The sequence below is a fragment of the Streptomyces sp. NPDC020747 genome (assembly GCF_044334695.1).
GTDB lineage: Bacteria > Actinomycetota > Actinomycetes > Streptomycetales > Streptomycetaceae > Streptomyces.
On record NZ_JBIRTJ010000015.1, the window covers coordinates 109,185 to 129,891 of the forward strand.

Sequence of the window (20,707 nt, forward strand, 5' to 3'; positions counted from 1 at the left end):
CACGGACACCGACGCGACTATCGACCCAGCCCACCGACCCATCCACCGGCCGACTGCCGACGACCTGCGAGGCCGTGCCCTCGGCAGGGCGGACGAGCGCCCCGCACGCCATCCGCGCGGGCCGCCCGCAACTCAGCGCAGCGTCTCGGCCCAGTTCGCCGGAACCCGTCCAGCGGGCCCGGGCGCGGGCTGGTCCGCCGGGTGGGCGAGCGGGGGAGCGAGCTGCGGACCGGACTCGTACAGCTCGGACGTCTCGAAGTTCCAGAACCAGCCCTCGCCCGGCTCGAAGCTGCGGATGATCGGATGGCCGGTGGTCTGGTGATGGGCCGTGGCGTGCTTGGCGGGGGAGTCGTCGCAGCAGCCCACGTGACCGCACTGGGCGCAGCGCCGCAGATGGAACCACCAGCCGCCCGCCTCGTCGCATTCGACGCAGCCCGCACCGCTCGGCGGGACGCCGGGGTCGATTCCGTCCGTGGTCATGAGGCCTCCTGAGGGGCGTCGGGTTCGGCGGCGGTGAGCGGGAGGAAGACCTGGAAACGCGTGTCGCCGGGCTCGGAGTGGACCTGCAGATGTCCGTGGTGCTTGTTCACGACGATGCGCCAGGAGATGTCGAGCCCGAGCCCGGTGCCCTCGCCGACCGGCTTCGTCGTGAAGAACGGGTCGAAGATCCGGCCGCGGATCTCCTCGGGCACCCCCGGTCCGGTGTCGCGGAACTCGACGAGCAGCTGATCCCGTTCGAGCGCGGTGCGTACGGTCAGCACGCCCTCGCCGCCCATCGCGGAGGCCGCGTTGTCGATGAGGTTCGTCCACACCTGGTTCAACTCGCCCGGGTAGGCGGGGATCCTGGGCAGTTCGCGATCGTACTCCTTGATGATCCTGACGCCGGAGCCGATCTTCCCGGCGAGCATCATCAGCGTGCTGTCCAGGAGTTCGTGCACATCGGCGACCTGGTAGGGCGCCCGGTCGAGCTGGGAGTACTGCTTGGCCGCGTTCACGAGGTTCGAGACCCGGGTCGTGGAGTCCTCGATCTCCTTCATGAGGAGCTCGGTCTCGACGGTGTAGTTGAGCCACCCGACGGCTCCCGGCAGGATCTCCTGGTCGACGGCACCCGAGACCTGCTCCAGCCAGTCGGTGTCGAGCCCGGCCTGCACGAAGGTCGGCGCGATCCGCCAGCCGCCCTCGATGCCGTGGTCGTCGAGCCAGTCGGCGAGCGCGTCCTCCCGGTCGGAGGCCTCGAGAGGGCTCAGGGAGGGTGCCTTGGAGACCCGTTCGGCAGTGCTCTCCTGGATTTCGATCAGCGTCTTCAACGTCTCGCGCTGGTACGGGCCGGAGGCGATCACACCGAGTTTGTGCCGCATGTGCGCGACCCGGTCCCGCAGCGCGGACGTGGCCCGTACGGCTGCCGCGGCCGGGTTGTTGAGCTCGTGCGTCAGCCCGGCCGACAGCGAACCGAGCGCCAGGAGCCGCTCGCGCTGCCCGATGGTCCGCTGGGTGTTCTGGCTGCCGAAGAACAGCCCCTCCAGCAGATGCACGGCCATCGGGAACCACTCCCGCAGGACCGCGGCGAACGTCTCGGCGGGCAGGATGAAGAACCGCGAGGGCTCGGTGACCCGCAGGGAGCCCTTGTAGCGCGCGTCGTCCGGGACGGCCAGATAGGCCTGCATGGCCCCCGCGTACACCCCGCGCTGGGACGTACGGCTGATCTCGACGTCGTCGCCGCCGACCCGCCGCGACATCACGAGCGTGCCTTCGAGAAGGACGAAGAAGCAGGTGGCCGGCTCGCCCTCCTCGTACACATAGCCGGGCTCGAACTTCTCGACGCGGCCCTCGCTGCACAGCCGCCCGAGCTGTTCCGGGTCCAGCTTCTCGAACAGGAACAGCGTGCTGAGCTCCGTGATGTCGCACGGCATCGGCTGCCCGCTCACGACTGCTCCAGATACCGGTGTACGAGCATCACGGCCATGGCTCCCTCTCCGACGGCGGAGGCGACACGCTTGGCGGACTCGGCCCGGGCGTCACCCGCCACGAACACCCCGGGCACATTGGTCTCCAGGTGGTACGGCGCCCGGTCCAACTCCCAGTCGGGCGGCGGCTGTCCGCCGACGGCCAGGTCGGGTCCGGCGACGATGAACCCGCGTTCGTCCCTGAGCACGGTGCCGTCCAGCCAGTCGGTCAGCGGGGCCGCGCCGATGAACACGAACATCCACTGCGCGTCGACGAGTTCGGTGTGCCCGCTCTCGATGTCGCGCAGGGTCAGCTGCTCCAGGTGGTCGGAGCCGTGCGCCGCCTCGACGACCGTCCCCGTGCGCACGGAGATGTTGGGCGCCTCCGTGATCTGCCCGATCAGGTAGTGCGACATCGAAGCGGACAGGGAGGAACCGCGCACCAGCAGGGTGACCGACTTCGCGCCCCTGGACAGGTACATCGCGGCCTGCCCCGCGGAGTTCGCGCCGCCCACGATGTACACGTCGTGCCCCTGGCACGAGGCCGCCTCGGTCAGCGCCGACCCGTAGTACACCCCGCACCCGGTCAGGTCCTCCGTGCCGGGCGCCCGCAACTGCCGGTACGAGACGCCGGTCGCCAGGATCACGCAGTGCGCGGCGATCGCGGAACCGTCCGAGAACCGCACGGTCCGCGAGGAGCCGTTGACCTCCAGACCGGTCACCTCGCGCGCGGTCAGGATCTCGGCACCGAACTTCGACGCCTGACGCCGTGCCCGCTCGGTGAGCTGCCCCCCGGACACACCGTCCGGGAAGCCCAGGTAGTTCTCGATCCGTGAGCTCTGGCCCGCCTGCCCGCCGGTCGCGGAGCGCTCCACGAGCACGGTCCGCAGCCCCTCCGAGGCCCCGTACACCGCCGAGCCCAGCCCGGCGGGTCCGCCGCCGATGACGACGAGGTCGTAGAAGTCCGCCGCCGGGGTCGTGGCCAGCCCCACCTGGGCGGCCAGCTCCGGGTCGTCGGGCTCGACCAGCACGGTCCCGTCCGCGGTGATCACCAGCGGCAGCCGCTCCCCGTCCTGGTCCGCGCAGGCCAGCAGCCGCTTGCCCTCCGGCTCGTCCGAGGAGTACCAGCGGTACGGCACCTGGTTGCGGGCCAGGAACTCCCGTACGTCCGACGAGCGCGCCGACCAGCGGTGCCCGACGACCTTCGTGATCGGAACCGCCCGGTGGTCGGAGGCCCGCCAGGCGTCCAGGAGGTCGTCCAGGACGGGATAGAGCTTCTCCTCGGGCGGGTCCCAGGGCTTGAGCAGGTAGTGGTCGAGGTCGACGACGTTGATCGCGTCGATGGCCGCGTTCGTGTCCGCGTAGGCGGTCAGCAGCACGCGCCGCGCGCCCGGGTACACGTCCAGGGCCTGCTCCAGGAACTCGATGCCGTTCATCTGGGGCATCCGGTAGTCCGCCAGGATCACCGCGACGAGGTCACCGCGCAGCTTCAGCTCCCGCAGGGCGTCCAGGGCGCTCTCGCCGGACTCGGCGCGCACGATCCGGTACCCCTCGCCATAGCGACGCCGCAGGTCACGGGCGACGGCACGGGAGACTCCAGGGTCGTCGTCCACGGTCAGGATGACGGTCCGTGCTGCGTCCGTGCCTTGTGCCATTCGTCTCCCACCCCGAGCGGTCCGCGTCCCGGGGCTGCCTGTCGGCGATGCCACCCCAGCGCATGCCCATCGTATGTTCGATCGTCCTGCTTCGCTCCGAAACCGGGAGGTACCGCACGGTCGGCGCCCGCCGGGGTGTCGTACCGCAGGGCAAGGGCACCCGGGGACGGGAGGCAATGATGAACGCAAGTACGTTGACGCGAGGCGGCAGGGCGGGGAAACGAAAGGCCGCCCCGGCGATCGAGGGCGCGGCCCGGGCAGGTTTCACCGCACGCGGTGTCATCTACCTGCTGGTGGGCCTGCTGGCGCTGCAGATCGCCTTCGGCGGCAGCGGGCAGCAGGCGGATCAGGGAGGCGCCCTCGAGGAGGTGGCCGAGAAGCCCTTCGGTGGGGTCATGCTCTGGGCGCTCGGTATCGGTCTTGTCGGTATGGGGCTCTGGCGGCTGTCCGAGGCGGTCTTCGGCGCGGCGGGCCCCGACGGCGGCAAGGCGAAGAAGAGGCTGGCGTCGGCCGCACGAGCCGTGTTCTACGGCTTCGTCGCCTACACCGTGCTCTCCTTCGCCGCCGGTACCGGGGGGAGCGGATCGAGCGACGGCAAGTCCCGGGACGCGACGGCCAGGGCCATGGATCTGCCCGCCGGGCAGTGGCTCGTGGCCGCGGCGGGCGTGGGCGTCCTCTGCGCGGGTGTGTGGATGGTGGTGCAGGCCGCGCGCCGGAAGTACCACAAGCACATGAGGCTCGGTGAGATGTCGCACCGGGTGCGCCGGACGGCCGACGTGACGGGCGTCGGTGGCGGAGTGGCCCGTGGTCTGGTGTTCGCCGTCGCCGGGGGCTTCGCGCTCCGGGCCGCCGTGGAGTACGAACCGGACAAGGCCAAGGGCATGGACGACACCCTGCGCTCGTTCACCGAGACGCCCGTGGGGCCGTGGCTGCTGGTGCTCATAGCCGTCGGTCTGATGCTCTTCGGGCTGTTCTCGTTCGTCATGGCCAGGTACCGCAAGGTGTGACCCGTCATACGGATGTTGCCCCGGATCCCGTCGGATCCGGGGCAACGGACGTGTCAGCGGGGCAGTCCGCCGGGCGCGGTCGCCCAGTCGGTGTCCGGCTCCCGCGAGAGTCCGAACGTGAGGGTGCCGCCGCCGCGCAGGAAGCGGGCATCCGTCCAGGAGCGGTCGTGCGTACGGCCGTTGAGCCGGACACCGCGCACATACGGATGAACGGCGTCGGCCGAGGGCGCGTCGATGACGATGTCACCGCCGCCCGGCCGGTCGACCACGGCGTACGGGAAGAGCGGGGCGCCAAGGAGCAGGTTGCCGCTGCCCGGGGTCTGCGGATAGAGGCCGAGGGCCGAGAAGACGTACCAGGCGGACATGGTCCCGAGGTCGTCGTTGCCGGGCAGTCCGGCCGGTCCGGTGCCGTACACGGTGTCGAGGATCTGCCGGACCGTCGCCTGCGTCTTCCACGGCTGACCGAGCGCGTTGGAGAGCCAAGGGGCGTGGATTCCGGGTTCGTTGGTCGGGTCGTACCGCAGGGCGTCGCCGCCCTTCACCGACCAGGACCCGTCGGGCTTGTGGAAGAAGCCGTCGAGCCGGCGTGCGGCCGTCTCGCGTCCGCCCATCGCCTCGGCGAGTCCCTGGACGTCCTGCGGCACCATCCACGTGTACGTGGCGCTGGTGCCCTGGGCGAAACCGCGGTCGCTGCCCGGGCTGAACGGCGTGACCCATGAACCGTCGAGGTTGCGGGCCTGGATGTAGCCGGTGGTGCCCGCGCCGTCGGTGGCCCCCGGGTTGAACACGTTGCGCCACCAGCCGCCCCGCTCGGCGAACGCCGTTGCCTGCTCGTCGAGGCCCAGCAGCTTGGCCCAGCGGCCCAGCGCGTCGTCGGCGACCGAGTCCTCCAGGGTCTCGGCGGCACCGCCCCAGCAGTGGCAGACGTCCTGCGCCGCGTACTGCGAGCTCAAGTACTGGGCGAGGTTGGGCCGTTGGCCCGTGCACTGGCCGGGGCAGCCCGCGTCGGAGAGCCCGTCGGGATGCGGCACGGTGGCCTGGCGGGCCAGGGAGTCGAACGCGCCGCGGTAGTCGAAGTTGCGCACCCCCATGGCGTAGAAGGTGGCGAGTGTGGCCGCCGTCGGGTCACCGGTCATCACATGGGTCGGCCCGTTGATGTGCACCCAGCGGTCCCACACACCGCCGTTCTGCCGCGCGAAGTTGTAGAGGGACTGGGCGAAGTCCCCGGCGATCCGCGGCTTCAGCAGAGCGAGCAGCTGTATCTGCGCCCGGTACTGGTCCCAGCCGGAGAAATTGCTGTACTGCGCCCCCTGCCCGCGCTCGACGCGATGCGCCTTGCCGTCCATGCCCGGATAGCGGCCGTCGGTGTCGCTGACCAGGTTGGGCTGCATGAGCGAGTGGTAGAGCGCGGTGTAGAAGGCGATGCGCTGAGCCGTACTCCCGCCGCCGACGCGCACGGACCGCAACTCGCGGTCCCAGGCCCGTGTCCCGGCCGCGGCCACCTGGTCGACGCTCGCCCGCGGCGCGATCTCCTCGCGGAGGTTGGCCTCGGCGCCCGCCCTGCTCACGTACGAGATCCCCAGCCGCATGCGGACATCGTTGTCAGAACTGGTGTCGAAGCCGACCCAGCCGCCGGAGCCCCGGCCCGCGCGGTCGGCGCCCGTGGCGTAGCCCTCGCCGCCTCCGCCCGAGGTGGCACCGGGGGAGAGGGTGCCGTCCTTCCACGTACCCGTGGTCGAGAACGCGCGGTCGAACGAGGCGCTGAAGTGGAGCCGGTAGTAGCTCTTGCGGTTGTTGACACCGCCGTTGGCACGCCGTCCGCAGAACGCGCCGGTCAGCACCCAGCCGCTCACCTTGCGCTTGGCCCGGTCGATCTCGACGTGGGCGTCCTCGCTGCCGTTGAGCGAGTTGGAGACCCGGAACAGCAGGTTGGCGGGCTTGTCGGCGGGGAACGTGAAGTCGGCGACGCCGGCCCTCTTGGAAACGGCGAGGTCGGCCCGGGCACCGGAGTCGAGCCCCACCGAGTAGCGGCCCGGCACCGCCCGCTCGTCGGCGTGCGAGAAGTTCGCGGCGTAGACGGAGTCCGTGGTGTCGGCCGAGGGCGACGAGGTGACGTCCCCGACGAACGGCATGATCGGTACGTCGCCCGCGGCCCCCGGGTTGCAGCCCGCGCCGTTGACGTGGGTGAGGCTCAGCCCGCGCAGCCGGGTCGCGTTGTACTCGTAGCCGTTGGCGGCGCCCGTGCTGGTCTGGTCGCCCCGGGTGCTGGTCGGAGACCAGGCGATCATGCCGTACGGGAGGGTGGCACCCGGATAGGTGTTGCCTCCGTTCGTCGTGCCGATGAGCGGATCGACGTACGCCGTGGGGTGGGCCGGCGTGTCGGGGGCGCCGGCCGCGGAGGAGACCGGGCCGGGCAGTGCGGCGGCGAGCGCGGTGGTCAGCGCGAGAGCGGCGGCTCTTCTGCCGAACCTGCGTGCCACACCTGTGGATCCGAGGACCATGTAACGGAACCTTCCGTCAGGACGGACAGCGGGGCCCGGCCGCCCGTCGGCGGTTCGGGCCCGCGAAATGCCGCCGAGCGTAGGCCGTCCGGGCGCGGGACGGAACGACAGAGGTGGCAGCCCTGGTGAACGGGCGGTGAATCCGGGGCACTTGGGTCGAGCGGTCGCTTGGCCGGGCAGCGCGGGCGGGCGCCAACGGGCTCCGCCACCTGACCGGTGACGGAGCCCGTCGAGCCGTTGCCCTGGAGCCTTGAGGATCAGGCCGTGTGGAGAGTGAGGCCGTACCGGCTGAGGATCTCGTTGATGGGCTGGTACCAGGTCTCACCGCCGCCGGAGCAGTTGCCCCAGCCGCCGGAGGTGACGCCCTGTGCCTGGTCGCCGCTGATGAAGGAACCGCCGGAGTCGCCCGGTTCCGCGCAGACGCTGGTCTTGGTCATCTGATACACCGCGCCCTGGCTGTAGTTGACGGTCTCGTTCTTGGCGAGGACCGTGCCGCAGTGCCAGTGAGTGGTCGATCCCGACCGGCAGATGGAGGAACCGACGGGCGCCTCGTTGGACCCGCGGACGAGCCGGTCCGAGATGGTGCCCCAGCCGAGTACGACCGGCACGGTCCACCAGCCGCTTCCGACGTTGACCCAGGCGTAGTCGTTGCCCGGGAACGAGGAGCCCTGGATGTTGCCTATGTAGGAGCGGTCCCAGCCGCTGACGCCCTGTCCCGCCCCGCCGCAGTGGCCCGCGGTGACGAAGCCGCCGTGCACCGAGAAGCCGATGGAACAGCGGACGTTGCCGGTGTAGAAGGGGTCGCCGCCGACCGTCCCGGCGGCGAAGGTCTCAGGTGCTGCGGTGGCTTCTTCGACGGTGACGGGACCCGCCGCGCGGGCCTTCGACAGGAAGGCGCGGACATCGTTGTCAGCACGCTGCGCGGCGACGACGGCCACGACGACCGAGCTCGCCTTGGCGTCGACGTACCAGTTGCTGACGCCTTCGGGTGCGGCCAGCTTGTCGATGCGCGCCTTGGCCGAGTCGAGCTGCTTCGCGCTGTGCTTGACGGTACGGACGGTCGCGCCGGCCTTGCGTACGGAGTTGACGGCGGCGTCGGAAGCGCCGGCCGTTACGGCGACGGTCAACTTGCCGCTCTTGGCGTCGAACCAGGAACCGCCGTACGCGGCGCCCGCCGCGCGACGTGCCTGCGACTCGACCGCCGTCGCGGTCTTCTCGGCCGCGAGCCGTGCTTCTGCCTGGGTCTTCGTCAGGCCGAAGTCGCGCTGCATGGCGTCGAGGAGACCGGCGGAGGCCGGAGCGCCGGAGGTACGGGTGGGTTCGGGGGCGCCGGCGGCAGAGGCGGGTCCGGCGGCGAAGGTCGCCCAGGCTCCGACGATGAGGAGTGCGGACAGGCCTGTGCGCATGGTCGTGGTGCGTCTCAAGGCAGTAGCCCTTCGTTGTTCCAGCAAGGTGGGGGTGGAACAGCTGAACTGTGAGAGCGCTCTCAGTGCATGGCTGGGCAGAGCCTAGCGGCTGTTCATGGTCAGGTACATACCAAAACTGGTGTTCTCTTTGCCGATGACCGGCGCGACGGTCCGAACCGGCCGAACCGCCGCGCCACGCGCTGTCCGCCACCCAACTCCCGGACGGCCGGGGCCCGTTCTCAGGACGCGGTACAGGAACCGACCGAGGGAGCCGCGGAGTTGCCGTTCTTCATGACGGTGAACCCGAAGCTCGTCGACGCTCCGGCGGCCAGACTGCCGTTGCCGTTCGGCTTCATGGTCATGACGTTGCCACTGGAGTCCCAGCTCGGCGTGCCGTTCCAGGTCGCGGAGACCTTCTGCGGCGAGGTCATCGTGACGGCCACCGTCCAGGCGCTGATCGCCGAACCGCCCGCGGTCACGGTCACCTTGCCGTTGTAGCCGTCATTCCAGTCGTCCGTTCTGCTGTACGACACCGTGCAGGCTGCGCCGCCACCACCGCCACCGCCTGAACTGGTGCCGCCGAGCGCGGTGAGCGTGGCGTTGTAGGCGGGCTTCTTGTTGTAGTTGTTGTCGAACAGCAGGGGCGTTCCGCTTGCCCGCCACGAGTACTTGTCCGTGACGCCCCAGACGGTGATGCCGGTACAACGGGACACGCCCAGACAGGCGTTGACCACGTTGGTGTAGTTGCTGGCCTGCGCCGTACCGGAGCCCTCGATGTCCAGCTCGGTGATCTGTACGTCGACACCGAGGTCGGCGAAGCGCTGCAGGTTCGCGCGGTAGTCGCCGGGCACCGGGGAGGCGCTGTTGAAGTGGGACTGGAAGCCCACGCAGTCGATGGGCACACCGCGCGCCTTGAAGTCCCGCACCAGGTTGTAGACGGCGTTGCTCTTCGCGTTGACCCCGTCGGTGTTGTAGTCGTTGTAGCAGAGCTTGGCCGCGGGGTCGGCGGCTCGGGCGGTACGGAACGCCTCCTCGATGAAGCCGTTGCCGAGCTTGTCCTGGAAGGGCGAACTGCGCCGGGCGCCGCTACTGCCGTCCTGGAACGCCTCGTTGACGACGTCCCATGAGTGGATCTTTCCCTTGTAGTGCTGCATGACCTGTGTGATGTGGTTGTTCATCGCCGTCCTGAGGTCGGCGGTGCCGAGCCCGCCGACCCAGCCGGGCAGCTGCGAGTGCCACACGAGCGTGTGTCCGCGGATTTTCATGCCCCTGCTCTGGGCGTGGCTGACGATCTGGTCGGCGGCGCCGTAGGTGAAGGAGTTGCGAGTCCTTTCGACCGCGTCCCACTTCATCTCGTTCTCCGGAGTCGCCGAGTTGAACTCCGTGTTGAGCGTCGAGGCGTACGGGGCCTCGCCCAGGTGGTTGGCCGCGACCGCGGCGCCGAAGTAGCGGCCCTTCTCCGCCGCCGCGGCGCCGAGCGTGCCGGCCGCCTCGGCCGTCCCCGCGAGAGTGGTGACACCGGCCGCGGCGAGCAGGCCCGCCATGCCGATCACCAGGACTCTTCGGGCGCGGGACTGCCGGGGCGGAGGGGCGGCCGTGGGATCTGTGGACGTGCGGGTGATCATGTCGTCCCTTTCTGTCGTATCGAAAGTTTCGAGCATGTTTCCGATTGGCTGCGCAGACCTTACGGCTGCCCCCAGGTAGCGTCAACGGCCCGCACTGGCGCTGATTCTGGATGGCTCAAGTTGGTCGGGGCGCCACACGGGTCTCGTCGGTTCCCTTGCCGAGTGGCCGTGCTCTGCCTACATTCCGCACAACAGTCGCCTTCGCTCGCGAATGTTTCGAAGATGGGGCAGGAGTGCACCCGAGTGATTCTGCGTCACCCGTCGAACGGACCTGACGAGTTCCTCACACGTACCGGTCAAGGTCGACACATGAGCACACCCACACACGGTGCCGTGCGCCGCCCCGTCGCCGTCCTGGCCGCCTCGCTCGTCCTCGTCCTCGTCGGCTGCGGAGGAGGAGCGGTGGCGACGTCGGATCAGAGGCCCGGCACGACAACGGTGAACGGCGGTGCGGGAGCGTCACCGGAGCCCGCACCCCGCGTAGCCCTGAGCGTGGCGCCCCAGCAACTGCCCGGGCTGGGCTCGAAGACGTGGGCCAAGGTCCCGCCGAAGACCCGTCAGGCCCTGGTGGTGACGGGCCGGGGCAAGAACTCGTCGACCTCCACCGCGGTGCTGTACGAGCGCACGGCGTCCGGCTGGCAGGCCGGGACCACCTGGCCCGCGCACAACGCCCTCAGGGGCTGGACCGGCCACCACCGGGCGGGAGACCTCCGCTCACCCATTGGCGTCTACGCGCTCACGGACGCGGGCGGCCTGCGCCCCGACCCGGGCACGAGCCTCCCGTACGACCAGTCCGGCGACTTCAGGATCGGCGGCACGGGCTTCGAGGGCGAGCCCCTGGCCGGCTCGTTCGACTACGTGATCGCCATCAACTACAACCGCCGGGCCGGCACCACACCGCTGGACTGGACCCGTCCCCTCGGAGCCGGCCGGGGCGGCGGCGTCTGGCTGCACGTCGACCACGACGGCCCCACACAGGCCTGCGTCAGCCTCCGGAAGGGGCACATGAAGGAACTCCTGCGCGCCCTCGACCCCGACAGCGATCCCGTGGTCGTCATGGGCTACGCGGCCGCACTCAGACGCTGACCCGGGCCACCGGACCAGCACCACGGGAATTGCCGGACATCCCCGTCCTCATGCTCACCGCACGCTCCACGGAGGAGGACGTGCTGCCCGGCCTCGAACTCGGCGCGGACGACTACGTGACCAAGCCGTACAGCCCGCGCGAACTGATGGCCCGCATCCGCACAGTCCTGCGCCGCGGCGGACGCCGGGATCGCCGTGGATCCCGTACGGCACGAGGTGGTGTGCGACGGACCGTCGGTGGGCTGTCTGCCCAGCGTCTTCGAACGGTTCTGGCGGGCGGAGAAGTCCCGCAGCCGACGCACCGGCGGCAGCGGCCCGGGTCTGTCGATCGTGCGTCAACTCGTCACGGCCCACGGCGGTACCGTGACGGTCGCCGGCGAACCCGGCACCGGGTCGGTCTTCACTCCGAGACTCCCCGACGCCCACCGACCGGTGCTTCGGCACCCGTTGACTGGTGGTTCCGGTACCAGGATCCGCGGTCCTGCCCACAACAGTGATCTGGTTGCTCCTGCACCCATGGCGCAGTGTTGCCCCATGAACACCACCAAGCACCCGGAGGTCAGGATCCGCGTGACGCCTCTGCGTCGCCTCAGGGGTGACACATACGTCCCGCGCAACAGTCGATCAGTTCCCGCACAAGCCGACGACGAGGCCCTGAGCGCACGGAGCCGGGAACGGCCCACACGATCGGACGGCCGTCGCCCCTCATGTGACTGAGCGTCGGGAGAGCCGGTGCGCCGGCTCCTTCAGCCGTCCACGGCATGCACGCCCGGGGTCAGAATCTCGTCCAGCACTTTGCGTACGGCCTCATAGGCCTGCCCCCGCACATCGGCGTCACGTGAGCCGCCGGGATCGCCCCGCCTGAGGCCGTCGCTCCGCGCCTTCCACGTTTCCTCCTCACGCTCGGCCCAGGCCCGAGCACGCTGGATACGGCGCAGGAGTTCATCGGAGTCCACGACATCGGTCATGACGTACGGGTACCCGCCGAGGCGCTTTCGACAGCTCGTGCGCCCCGCCGATCCGGGCGAGCCCACAGGCCCCCGTCCGCCCCGACCGGTTGTCGCCCCGGTGGGGTGCGCGCTTCTCCGCGGCGCACCCCACCGGTGTACGGCTACTCCGTCGGTGCCGGGAGGCTCGGCAGAGCGGGCAGCCCACCGCCGAGGAGCCCCGTCAGCACGCCGAGCACGTTCGACAGCACCTTCGGCACCTCGGCGACCACTCCGCCCACGTCGAGGGAGGTCAGAGCCGAGAGCAGCCCGCCGAGTGCTTCCTGAAGTCCCGCCACCGCGTCCGACACCGGATCGGCCGCGGCCCGGTCGGCGGGAAGGGCCATGTTCTCCAGCCGCTCCTCGACGGACGCGGTCGCCTCCGTGACGGCCTCGCCGTGTTCGGCCGCCTCGGCCGCGTCGAGCGGGCCGTGCCCCCGGTCGGCGAGGGGGGTGAGCGCGTCCAGGAGAGGCGTCAGGACGTCTCCGTGATCCACCGCCTCCAGGGCGTGGATCCGCTCCAGCGTCACGTCGGCCACGTCGACGGAGAGCGGGGCCACCGCGACGGGGCTGCCCACGGACCCCGTGGACACGTCGGAGACGGCGGTGGCCGTGGCGACCGGCCCGCAGACGAGAGCGGCACAGACGAGGGGCGGGAGCAGGAGCCCGCGGGATACCAGGGCGCGCATACCGGTTCCTTTCGAGTACGGCTGTATCTGGGGCCCACCGTGTGAAACCCGACAACGCACCGCAACCGATCAGGCGCCGACCGTAGGCTCCAATCGCTCGCCCGTCAGGGCGCCGACCTGCGCTTTTCCTCAGTACGCGCCTGCCTCCCCGAGGGCCGGCCCGTACCGCCGTCGGGGTACGGCGGCGCCGGAACAGCCGATCCGGAACCGGTCAGGTCGCCCCGCGGTAGAGCACCAGGTGCTCGTGGTACAGCACCCCGTCGCGGACATCGCCCGTGGCGGTGAAACCGATGTCGTCGACGTAGTCGATGTGGCTGCCGGTCACGGTGTAACTGCCGGTGTACGCGCTCCGCCGCTCGCCGCGGGCTTCGTCGCCGCGGGCCTCGTCGGCGCGGGCCGACCAGGCCGCCGTCCTCCCAGGTGGACGCCTCCTGGGTGCCGTACACCCAGGGTCAGCGCTCCAGCAGGTCCAGCAGCTCCGCGAGCGGCAGCGGCTTGGCCAGGTGGGCGTCGAATCCCGCCTCGTGGGCCAGCGCCCGGTCGGTGCCCCGGCTGAAGCCCGAGACCGCGATCAGGCGCAGCCCGGCGCCGTGCGGACGGGACCGTACGGTACGGGCGACCGTGTAGCCGTCCATGTCGGGCAGCCCGAGATCGCACAGCACGACGTCGAAGAGGTTGGCCTCGGTGGCCGTGACGGCGTCCGCGCCCGTGTGGACGACCGTGACGTGGTGCCCCTGGCGCTCCAGCAGCGTGCGGTAGGTCGCGGCCAGGTCCGTGTTGTCCTCGACGATGAGGACGACCAACTGCCGCTGCGCACGGCCGGTGGCCGCGGGGCGGGCCGGCTGTGGGGCGTCCGAGGCGGCCGTCGGCAGCAGCACGCCGAACGAGGCGCCCTTGCCCGGCCCGTCGCTGTGCGCGGAGATCCGGCCGCCGTGGAGTTCGACGATGGTCCGGGCCACCGCGAGCCCGAGTCCGAGCCCCTCGGGAGTGTGCGGCCCGGCGGGGGCGGCCCGCATGAACACCCCGAACAGTTCCTCGGCCTGCCCGGGGTCGAAACCGATCCCGTCGTCCCTGACCGTGAGCCGCGACTGCCCGTCCACGGACGACAGGCAGACGTCCGTACGGCCGCCCGGCAGCGTGTACTTGAGCGCGTTCGACAACAGGTTCGTCAGCACCTGGGCCAGCCGCAGCCGGTCACCGTCGACGAGCACGGGTCCGTCGGGCAGCCGGATGGCGAGGGTCCGTCCCTCGTGGCCGAACAGACCACGCATGTCGGCGCAGGCGCTCTCGACGGCCGACCTCAGATCCATCCGCTCGGGCACCAGCTCCAGACGGCCGGTCAACGCGCGCGTGCCGTCCAGCAGGTCGTTGCTCATCCGGGCCAGGATGCCGAGCTGCCGTTCCAGGACGGAGAGCGCCGGATGGCCGCCGGGCAGGTCGAGAGCCAGCAGCTCGGTCGCCGCGGTGGCGGCGGCCAGCGGATTGCGCAGCTCGTGCGAGAGCGTGGCGATGAACCGGTCCTTGGCCCGCTGTTCCTCCTGCAACTGCCGCCCGGCGGCGTCGAGTTCACCGTTCACCCGGCGCAACTGCTCGTTGACCTCCCGGATCTCCCGGGCACGGACGAACAGATCGATCTCCATGCCCTCGGCGCGCAGCTGCGCCTCGGCGGCGGCCCGTTCGCGTTCGTGCCCGGCCCGGCGGAGCCGTACGAACTCGGTGACGTCCTCGACCCGGTGGATGATGTGCGTGACCCGGTTGTCGGCGTCCAGGACCGGTGTGTTGACCGGGCTCCAGTAGCGCTCGGCGAAACCGCCCTCGCCGCCCGTCGGGATGTCGTACCGCTGCAGCGCCATCGTGTCCGTGCGGCCCGTGCTCACCACCGTCTCCAGCGAGCGGCGCAGGTTGGTGACGCCGTCGGCCGACGGGTCCTCGGGATTGTCGGGGAACACGGCGAAGACGGGGCGCCCGACAATGCTCCGCCGGGTGCCCGTTGCCGTCAGATAGGCGCGGTTGACCTCGACGATCGTGAAGTCCGGGGCGAGGACGAGCAGCGGGGAGAGCGCGGAGTCGAACAGGCGCCGGAAGTCCGGGACCGGCTGCGGGGTGCTGGACGGACGGCTCGTGGACATGGCGGCCCTCACGGATCGAGACGGTATCCGTAGCCGCGCACCGTGGTGATCCGCGGTGCGGGCGCCGGGAGTCGGGAGAGTTTGCCGCGCAGCCGGTACACGTGCTCGATGACGGTCGCGGACTGCTGCCAGGACGCTCCCCAGATCAGCTCCAGCAGCTGCTCGGCGGAGAAGACCCGGCCGGGGGAGCGCGCGAGTGCCTCCAGGAGGGCGTACTCCTTGGGGCGCAGGTTCAGCAGGACACCCGTCCCGCTCGCCCGGCGCGCGGCGGTGTCGACGCGCAGCGTCCCGACGTCGAGGACGGCCGGCAGCTCGGGCGGCCGGCACCGGCGCAGGACGGCGCCGATACGGGCCACGAGCTCCCGCTGCGAGAACGGCTTGACGACGTAGTCGTCCGCGCCGATCTCCAGGCCCGCCACCCGGTCCGTCTCCTCTCCGCGACCGCTGACAACTATGACCGGAAGTCGACTGGTGGAGCGCAGCGCCCGCAGCAGTTCGAGACCGCTGCCGTCGGGAAGTCCCAGGTCGAGGACGACGAGATCGATGCCGCCGTCGTGCAGGACGGCCTTGCCGGCCCGGGCGTCCATGGCCCACGTGACGGTGAAACCCTCACGCTCCAGATAGGTACGGCACATCAGTGCGAAGTCGGGATCGTCCTCGATCAACGCGAGGTGTGGACGCACTCGTCATCACCCGGCCCAACTGCCGCCCGCACGTTGTGTCGCTGGTGAGCGGGCGTTGATGCCCCGACCATGTGGCGAAGGTAGAACAGTAGGCACCCACGGTTCAAGGGGGAGCCGCCCGGGGGAGTTCCGGCGCGGGCGCGTGCGGCGCGGGGAGCGCGATACGCCGCACCAGCCCGTGCCGGAACATGGGTCACAACCGGCCGCAACCGGTCGCGGAGACCACTCCCGTCAGGCCGAGAACGCTCACAGTGTGCTTCTTGGGCCGAGGCGGTCACAGAACGTCGTCGGCGCGCAAAAGCGACCCGCGTCATGTATCTCCTGGTGCTCGCCGCGCGCGTCGGCCGACGGCTGGCTAGCGTGGCAGGTCAGAGCCTTCAATGACGAGGGAGTCAGTGCCATGGCCGTACAACCTGAGGGAACACCGTGCTGGGCCGACGCGATGTTCAGCGATGTCGAGGGCGCCAAGAGCTTCTACGGTGACGTGCTGGGGTGGACGTTCGGCGAGGCGTCGTCGGAGTTCGGGAACTACACACAGGCCTACGCGGACGGCAAGGCGGTGGCCGCGGTCGTGCCGCCCATGCCCGGCGCGGAGGGCCAGTCGGCGTGGTGTCTGTACCTCGCGTCGCCGGATGCCGCCGCCACCGCCGAGAAGGTACGGGCCAACGGCGGCCAGGTCCTGATGGAACCGATGAAGGTCGGCGACTTCGGCACCATGCTGCTGGCCCAGGAGCCGAGCGGCGCCGTCTTCGGCGTGTGGCAGGCCGGCGTCCACGAGGGCTTCGAGGCGACGGCCGTGCCGGGCGCCTACTGCTGGGGCGAGGTCTTCACCAGGGAGCCCGAGAAGGCGGATCCCTTCTTCACCGCCGTCTTCCCCTACCGCGCGCAGCAGATGGAGGACGACACCTTCGACTTCAGGATCTTCAACCTCGGCGAGGAGACGGTCCTGGGCCGGATGAAGATGACGGACGAGTTCCCGCCCGAGGTGCCGTCCTACGTCAACGTCTACTTCACGGTCGAGGACTGCGACGCCGCCGTGGCGAAGGCGACCGAACGTGGCGCGATCCTGCGGTTCGGCCCGATGAGCAGCCCCTTCGGGCGGTTCGCGGCGCTCAGCGACCCGCAGGGCGCGTCGTTCTCCGTGATCGACGTGACCACGACCGAGGGCGAGATGCCGAAGGTGACCGACGTGTCCTGAGCGCGGGCGCACACCGGGCCGCACCGGCGAGGCCGGGCCCGTTCCGAGACGGGCCCGACCGTGACGACCCGCTACGGCTTGCGGCCCACCCCGCCATAGGCGTCGACCACCGAACCGGCGGCCTCCGGACGCCACTGGGTGACCTGCACGACGCCGGGATCGACCAGCTCCAGCCCGTCGAAGAACCCGGCGATCTCGTCGACACCGCGCACGTAGTACGGGACGGCGCCACTGGAGTTGTACGCGTCCGACGCGGCGATCATGCCCTCGCTGGTGGCGGTGCTGTCGCTGATCACCAGGTAACTGCCCGACGGCAGACCGGACATGAGGCGTGAGATCAGATCCCGGGCCTGGTCGTACTCGGCGACGTGGCCGAGCGTGTTGAGGACCATCAGGGCGACCGGCTTGGAGAGGTCCAGCGTGTGCGCCGCCGCCTTGAGGACGGCCTCGGGCTCGTACAGATTGGCGTCGAGGTACGCCGTCTCGCCCTCGGGGGTGCTGGTGAGCAGGGCGCGGGCGTGGGCGAGGACCAGGGGGTCGTTGTCGACGTACACGATGCGTGCGTCCGGCGCCACGCGCTGGGCGACCTCGTGGGTGTTGTCGGCGGTCGGCAGACCGGTGCCGATGTCCAGGAACTGCCGGATGCCCTGCTCGCCCGCGAGGTGCTTCACAGCGCGCCCGAGGAAGTGACGGCTCGTGCGCGCCACGTCGACCAGCCCGGGGAAGATCTCCTTGATGTGGTCCCCGATCTCACGGTCCACCTCGTAGTGGTCCTTGCCGCCCACGAAGTAGTTCCAGAAGCGCGCGGAGTGCGGCTTGTCCGTGTCGATCCGGGCCCGTATCTCGGCAGCTGCGGCGAGTTCGGGTTCGTGGTCTGTCACGAGAGGGCCTCCTGCGGATCGTTGTTCGGCAATCGAACGTCAACTTAGCCGAACGATCCGCCCGCGCGTCCGCGGTCCGGAGGCAACTCGGGCGGACCGTACGGGTTTTGGCCATTGTGGGTTAGTGTCGTGCACCGCATCGACGGGGTTCGAGGAGGAGACATGGCGATCGAGGTCACCGACGTACCCGAGGCGCGTCGGTACGAGGCCCGGCTCGACGGGGCGCCGACGGTCGCCGGCTTCGCGGAGTACATCCGTACCGAGCAGCTGATCGCGTTCGTCCACACCGAGGTGAGCCCGGAGTGCGAGGGCAAGGGCGTCGGGTCCGCGCTGGTCCGGGCGTCCCTGGACGAGGCACGCGCGGCGGGCCTGCGGGTGCTGGCCACCTGCCCCTTCTACGCGGGCTGGATCGCCCGCCACCCCGCGTACGGAGACCTGCTGTACCAGGCGCGCAGCAAGGTCAGCGACTGAATCCGCCGCACACGCCGGACACGCCGAACGGTCGATGAGCCGCGCGGGCCCTCTGCCCGACGAGCCCTCTATCCGTGCTGGGCCGACGCCTGCCAGCCGAGTGCCGGGCCCAGCCGGGTGGCGATGTCGGTGAGGATCTGCACGTAGTCGTCGTGCTCGAAGGTGAAGGGCAGCGCGAACGCCACCTCGTCGATCTCCCGGAACGCCGCGTGCGCGTAGAGCCGTTCGGCGATCTGGGCGGAGGTGCCGACGAGGTCCGGCGCGAACATCAGGCGGGCCGGCCCCTGTGGCACGGCGGTCCGCGGCAGCCGCTTCTCCGCGTACGCCTCGTACCTCGCCCGCTGCTCCGGTGAGGCGCTGTCGGTCGGGACGACGACGAGCCCCTGGGAGACCCGGGCACGGTCCCCGTCGGGGTGATGGGCACGGAAGGCGCGTACGTGGGACAGCTGGACCTCGGCGAAGTCCTCGGACTCCTCCGCCTTGACGACGCTGCTGGTCAGGAAGTTCATCGCGTGCTCACCGGCCCACTGGGCCGACCGCAGGCTTCCTCCGCCGTACCAGAGACGGCGGCCCAGACCGGGAGCTTGCGGCTGAACCCGGTCGGAGAACGTTTCGAAGCCCTCGACCCCGCTGAAGTCCGTGGCCGGTTTGCCGCGTACGAGGTCCAGCAGCCGGGCCACCCGTTCGTACCCGAAGTCCTCGGTGTCTGCGGTGTCCGGATACAGCGCCTGCTTGACCTGGTCGTAGTGCATCGGCGGGCCGACGCTGATGCCGGGATTGAGCCGGCCGCCGGACAGGATGTCGACGGTGGCCAGGTCCTCGGCCAGCCGCAGCGGGTTCTCCCAGCCCAGCGGGGTGACCGCGGTGCCGAGCTCGATGCGGGTGGTGCGCTGCGAGGCCGCGGCCAGGACGGCCACGGGGGAGGAGATGCCGTACTGGAGATGGCGGTGGCGCAGCCACGCGCTGTCGAAGCCCAGGCGCTCACCGAGCTGGATGATCTCCAGCGTGGACTCGTGGCCCTTGCGGGGGTCGGCCTCGTCGAACAACCCGATGGTCAAGAACCCCAGCTTCCGCAACGGTTGTGAGGGCAGCGGCACGGGGCTCCTCCGTCGTCCGGGGCGGGTTCTGTCGAACGCCTGCGCTGATCGCCATTCTGGCAGGCGATCACTGGCGGCCGCGATCGCGGGGGTGCGCACGGGGGCTGACCTCGGTCGCGGGCCGGCCTCGGCCGAGAGCGGCCGACGTCAGCCGAGGATGTGCCGGAGATAGGCGTGCGGGTCGGCGAGATAGCGGCGCCAGTGGTCGACCAGGGCGAGATCCTGCCAGGCCACCCGGCGCATCCCGTGGTCGCCGACCTCGATGATGTCCGCACCCGGCAGCGCGGTCAGCAGCGGCGAGTGCGTGGCGCAGACGACCTGCCCGCCCTGTTTCGTCAACTGGTCGAAATGGCCGAGCAGTTCGAGGCACGAGCCGAACGACAGCGCCGCCTCCGGCTCGTCCAGTACATACAGCCCGGGCTCCAGGAACTTCCCGCGGAACGCAGCGAGGAAGCCCTCGCCGTGACTGACCGAATCCGGCGAGAGCCCCTCCCGGTTCAGCGCGTCCAGAGCCGTCTCCGCCCGCAGGAAGAACCCCTTGCGGGCCGACCAACTGCTGAGCATGCGCCGCCCGCGCGTCGTCGCGTCGAAGCGGACCCGCTCGCCGAGCACCGACTTGGCCCGGGGACTCGCGTACTTCCAGTTGTGCGAGCCGCCCCAGGAGTCCAGACCGAACCCCTCGGCCAGCGCCTCGACCAGGGTCGACTTGCCCGAGCCGTTCTCACCGACGACGAAGGTCACCGGTGCCGTGAACCGAATCCCGTCGGCCAGCAGCCCGCGCACACAGGGCACGGACCAGGGCCAGGCGTTCTCGTCGTGCGAAGCTACGTGTGCGTACGCGCGTTCGATGATCACGGGTCGAGTCTTCCACAGCGCGCCGCGGTGGTTCGAGGAGTCCGGGGCGGTCCGAGGACCGCTACTGATGCGGCTGGTCGCCCTTGGCGTCGCGCTCCGCGTTCTTGTCCTTGATACGAACTGTTTCCTTGCGGACCTCGGCCTGGGTGGCGCGCTCCTTCTGGAGCCACTCGGGAAGCTCGCTCTTCAGCGCCTCGATCTGCTCCGTGGTGAGGGCCTCCGTGACACCGCCGCGTGCGAGCCCCGCGATGGAGACGCCGAGCTTCGCCGCGACGACCGGACGGGGGTGCGGGCCGTTGCTCCGCAGGTCCTGCAGCCACTGAGGGGGATCTGCCTGCAGGGCGGTCAGCTCGGAGCGCGAGACGACACCCTCCTGGAACTCGGCGGGGGTGGCCTCGAGGTACACACCCAGTTTCTTGGCCGCGGTCGCGGGCTTCATCGTCTGGGTGTTCTGGTGCGACGTCATGGTGTCCAGGGTATCGAGCATGTGAACCA

At 70.5% G+C, this 20,707-nt stretch carries 18 protein-coding genes and 2 pseudogenes; 5 read left to right on the forward strand and 15 right to left on the reverse strand.

Translation table 11 applies throughout. From position 1 onward, the window contains the following. Nucleotides 1-132: 132 nt before the first annotated feature. The 3 genes from ACH4YP_RS34285 to ACH4YP_RS34295 are packed head-to-tail and all read right to left on the reverse strand — an operon-like array spanning nucleotide 133 to nucleotide 3,598. Nucleotides 133-480 (reverse strand): UBP-type zinc finger domain-containing protein, encoded by a 348-nt coding sequence (locus ACH4YP_RS34285; RefSeq protein ID WP_361055913.1) that lies wholly within the window; start codon nucleotides 478-480, stop codon nucleotides 133-135. Further along, nucleotides 477-1,925, reverse strand: coding sequence for an ATP-binding protein (locus tag ACH4YP_RS34290; RefSeq protein ID WP_398494731.1), 1,449 nt, complete (start codon nucleotides 1,923-1,925; stop codon nucleotides 477-479). Before ACH4YP_RS34290 ends, ACH4YP_RS34285 begins: the two co-directional genes overlap by 4 nt. Continuing rightward, nucleotides 1,922-3,598 carry an FAD-dependent oxidoreductase gene (locus tag ACH4YP_RS34295; RefSeq protein ID WP_361055907.1) on the reverse strand — a complete coding sequence of 559 codons (1,677 nt, stop codon included), beginning with the start codon at nucleotides 3,596-3,598 and terminating at the stop codon, nucleotides 1,922-1,924. Before ACH4YP_RS34295 ends, ACH4YP_RS34290 begins: the two co-directional genes overlap by 4 nt. 179 nt (nucleotides 3,599-3,777) lie before the next feature. Between ACH4YP_RS34295 and ACH4YP_RS34300 the strand changes: the two genes are divergently transcribed. Continuing rightward, nucleotides 3,778-4,605, forward strand: coding sequence for a DUF1206 domain-containing protein (locus ACH4YP_RS34300; protein WP_398494733.1), 828 nt, complete (start codon nucleotides 3,778-3,780; stop codon nucleotides 4,603-4,605). 53 nt (nucleotides 4,606-4,658) lie between these two features. Here the strand turns inward: ACH4YP_RS34300 and ACH4YP_RS34305 are convergent, their stop codons facing one another. The 3 genes from ACH4YP_RS34305 to ACH4YP_RS34315 form a co-directional block, all read right to left on the reverse strand. Beyond that, nucleotides 4,659-7,106, reverse strand: a complete 2,448-nt coding sequence (locus ACH4YP_RS34305) for a GH92 family glycosyl hydrolase (RefSeq protein WP_398494735.1) — start codon at nucleotides 7,104-7,106, stop codon at nucleotides 4,659-4,661. Nucleotides 7,107-7,363: 257 nt separating this feature from the next. Then, nucleotides 7,364-8,512, reverse strand: a complete 1,149-nt coding sequence (locus tag ACH4YP_RS34310; RefSeq protein ID WP_398494908.1) for a S1 family peptidase — start codon at nucleotides 8,510-8,512, stop codon at nucleotides 7,364-7,366. Nucleotides 8,513-8,751: 239 nt separating this feature from the next. Further along, complete coding sequence (locus ACH4YP_RS34315) at nucleotides 8,752-10,137, reverse strand: endo-1,4-beta-xylanase (protein WP_398494737.1); 1,386 nt, start codon at nucleotides 10,135-10,137, stop codon at nucleotides 8,752-8,754. A gap of 309 nt (nucleotides 10,138-10,446) precedes the next feature. On the opposite strand from ACH4YP_RS34315, the gene ACH4YP_RS34320 reads away from it, so the two are divergent. Both ACH4YP_RS34320 and ACH4YP_RS34325 read left to right on the forward strand, forming a co-directional pair. After that, nucleotides 10,447-11,223 (forward strand): hypothetical protein, encoded by a 777-nt coding sequence (locus ACH4YP_RS34320; RefSeq protein ID WP_398494739.1) that lies wholly within the window; start codon nucleotides 10,447-10,449, stop codon nucleotides 11,221-11,223. A gap of 41 nt (nucleotides 11,224-11,264) precedes the next feature. Beyond that, a pseudogene (locus ACH4YP_RS34325) lies at nucleotides 11,265-11,940 on the forward strand (ATP-binding protein); the annotation flags it as partial. Between the two features lie 29 nt (nucleotides 11,941-11,969). On the opposite strand, the gene ACH4YP_RS34330 reads toward ACH4YP_RS34325, so the two are convergent. The 5 genes and pseudogenes from ACH4YP_RS34330 to ACH4YP_RS34350 all read right to left on the reverse strand — a co-directional run bounded on the left by ACH4YP_RS34330 (nucleotide 11,970) and on the right by ACH4YP_RS34350 (nucleotide 15,710). Continuing rightward, nucleotides 11,970-12,191 (reverse strand): hypothetical protein, encoded by a 222-nt coding sequence (locus ACH4YP_RS34330; protein WP_361055898.1) that lies wholly within the window; start codon nucleotides 12,189-12,191, stop codon nucleotides 11,970-11,972. 143 nt (nucleotides 12,192-12,334) lie between these two features. Beyond that, entirely contained in the window at nucleotides 12,335-12,898 is a 564-nt protein-coding gene (locus tag ACH4YP_RS34335) for a hypothetical protein (protein WP_398494741.1), read from the reverse strand. A gap of 211 nt (nucleotides 12,899-13,109) precedes the next feature. Continuing rightward, nucleotides 13,110-13,277, reverse strand: a pseudogene (locus ACH4YP_RS34340) (Atu4866 domain-containing protein); the annotation flags it as partial. Nucleotides 13,278-13,350: 73 nt separating this feature from the next. Then, a complete protein-coding gene (locus ACH4YP_RS34345; protein ID WP_398494742.1) occupies nucleotides 13,351-15,027 on the reverse strand; it encodes an ATP-binding protein in 1,677 nt (558 codons plus the stop codon). An 8-nt stretch (nucleotides 15,028-15,035) separates the two neighbouring features. Continuing rightward, nucleotides 15,036-15,710, reverse strand: a complete 675-nt coding sequence (locus ACH4YP_RS34350; protein ID WP_361055890.1) for a response regulator transcription factor — start codon at nucleotides 15,708-15,710, stop codon at nucleotides 15,036-15,038. 400 nt (nucleotides 15,711-16,110) lie between these two features. Between ACH4YP_RS34350 and ACH4YP_RS34355 the strand changes: the two genes are divergently transcribed. Then, nucleotides 16,111-16,908, forward strand: a complete 798-nt coding sequence (locus ACH4YP_RS34355) for a VOC family protein (RefSeq protein WP_361055887.1) — start codon at nucleotides 16,111-16,113, stop codon at nucleotides 16,906-16,908. Between the two features lie 71 nt (nucleotides 16,909-16,979). Here the strand turns inward: ACH4YP_RS34355 and ACH4YP_RS34360 are convergent, their stop codons facing one another. Then, the gene (locus ACH4YP_RS34360) at nucleotides 16,980-17,789 is read right to left on the reverse strand and encodes an SAM-dependent methyltransferase (protein WP_361055885.1); all 810 of its coding nucleotides are present in this window, start codon (nucleotides 17,787-17,789) and stop codon (nucleotides 16,980-16,982) included. Nucleotides 17,790-17,951: 162 nt separating this feature from the next. Between ACH4YP_RS34360 and ACH4YP_RS34365 the strand changes: the two genes are divergently transcribed. After that, nucleotides 17,952-18,260 (forward strand): GNAT family N-acetyltransferase, encoded by a 309-nt coding sequence (locus tag ACH4YP_RS34365; protein WP_361055882.1) that lies wholly within the window; start codon nucleotides 17,952-17,954, stop codon nucleotides 18,258-18,260. A gap of 68 nt (nucleotides 18,261-18,328) precedes the next feature. Here ACH4YP_RS34365 and ACH4YP_RS34370 read toward each other — a convergent pair whose 3' ends face one another. The 3 genes from ACH4YP_RS34370 to ACH4YP_RS34380 all read right to left on the reverse strand — a co-directional run bounded on the left by ACH4YP_RS34370 (nucleotide 18,329) and on the right by ACH4YP_RS34380 (nucleotide 20,699). Continuing rightward, nucleotides 18,329-19,357 (reverse strand): LLM class flavin-dependent oxidoreductase, encoded by a 1,029-nt coding sequence (locus ACH4YP_RS34370; protein ID WP_361055879.1) that lies wholly within the window; start codon nucleotides 19,355-19,357, stop codon nucleotides 18,329-18,331. 147 nt (nucleotides 19,358-19,504) lie between these two features. Continuing rightward, the gene (locus ACH4YP_RS34375; protein ID WP_361055876.1) at nucleotides 19,505-20,212 is read right to left on the reverse strand and encodes an AAA family ATPase; all 708 of its coding nucleotides are present in this window, start codon (nucleotides 20,210-20,212) and stop codon (nucleotides 19,505-19,507) included. 61 nt (nucleotides 20,213-20,273) lie between these two features. Further along, nucleotides 20,274-20,699, reverse strand: a complete 426-nt coding sequence (locus ACH4YP_RS34380) for a DUF5997 family protein (RefSeq protein ID WP_361055873.1) — start codon at nucleotides 20,697-20,699, stop codon at nucleotides 20,274-20,276. Nucleotides 20,700-20,707: the final 8 nt, after the last annotated feature.

Bases quoted from the DNA above. Each gene is read 5' to 3' on its own strand.
- ACH4YP_RS34285 (WP_361055913.1), bottom strand. From the start codon at position 480: ATGACCACGGACGGAATCGACCCCGGCGTCCCGCCGAGCGGTGCGGGC.
- ACH4YP_RS34295 (WP_361055907.1), bottom strand. From the start codon at position 3,598: ATGGCACAAGGCACGGACGCAGCACGGACCGTCATCCTGACCGTGGAC.
- ACH4YP_RS34300 (WP_398494733.1), top strand. From the start codon at position 3,778: ATGAACGCAAGTACGTTGACGCGAGGCGGCAGGGCGGGGAAACGAAAG.
- ACH4YP_RS34305 (WP_398494735.1), bottom strand. From the start codon at position 7,106: ATGGTCCTCGGATCCACAGGTGTGGCACGCAGGTTCGGCAGAAGAGCC.
- ACH4YP_RS34310 (WP_398494908.1), bottom strand. From the start codon at position 8,512: ATGCGCACAGGCCTGTCCGCACTCCTCATCGTCGGAGCCTGGGCGACC.
- ACH4YP_RS34315 (WP_398494737.1), bottom strand. From the start codon at position 10,137: ATGATCACCCGCACGTCCACAGATCCCACGGCCGCCCCTCCGCCCCGG.
- ACH4YP_RS34320 (WP_398494739.1), top strand. From the start codon at position 10,447: ATGAGCACACCCACACACGGTGCCGTGCGCCGCCCCGTCGCCGTCCTG.
- ACH4YP_RS34330 (WP_361055898.1), bottom strand. From the start codon at position 12,191: ATGACCGATGTCGTGGACTCCGATGAACTCCTGCGCCGTATCCAGCGT.
- ACH4YP_RS34335 (WP_398494741.1), bottom strand. From the start codon at position 12,898: ATGCGCGCCCTGGTATCCCGCGGGCTCCTGCTCCCGCCCCTCGTCTGT.
- ACH4YP_RS34345 (WP_398494742.1), bottom strand. From the start codon at position 15,027: ATGTCCACGAGCCGTCCGTCCAGCACCCCGCAGCCGGTCCCGGACTTC.
- ACH4YP_RS34355 (WP_361055887.1), top strand. From the start codon at position 16,111: ATGGCCGTACAACCTGAGGGAACACCGTGCTGGGCCGACGCGATGTTC.
- ACH4YP_RS34365 (WP_361055882.1), top strand. From the start codon at position 17,952: ATGGCGATCGAGGTCACCGACGTACCCGAGGCGCGTCGGTACGAGGCC.
- ACH4YP_RS34380 (WP_361055873.1), bottom strand. From the start codon at position 20,699: ATGCTCGATACCCTGGACACCATGACGTCGCACCAGAACACCCAGACG.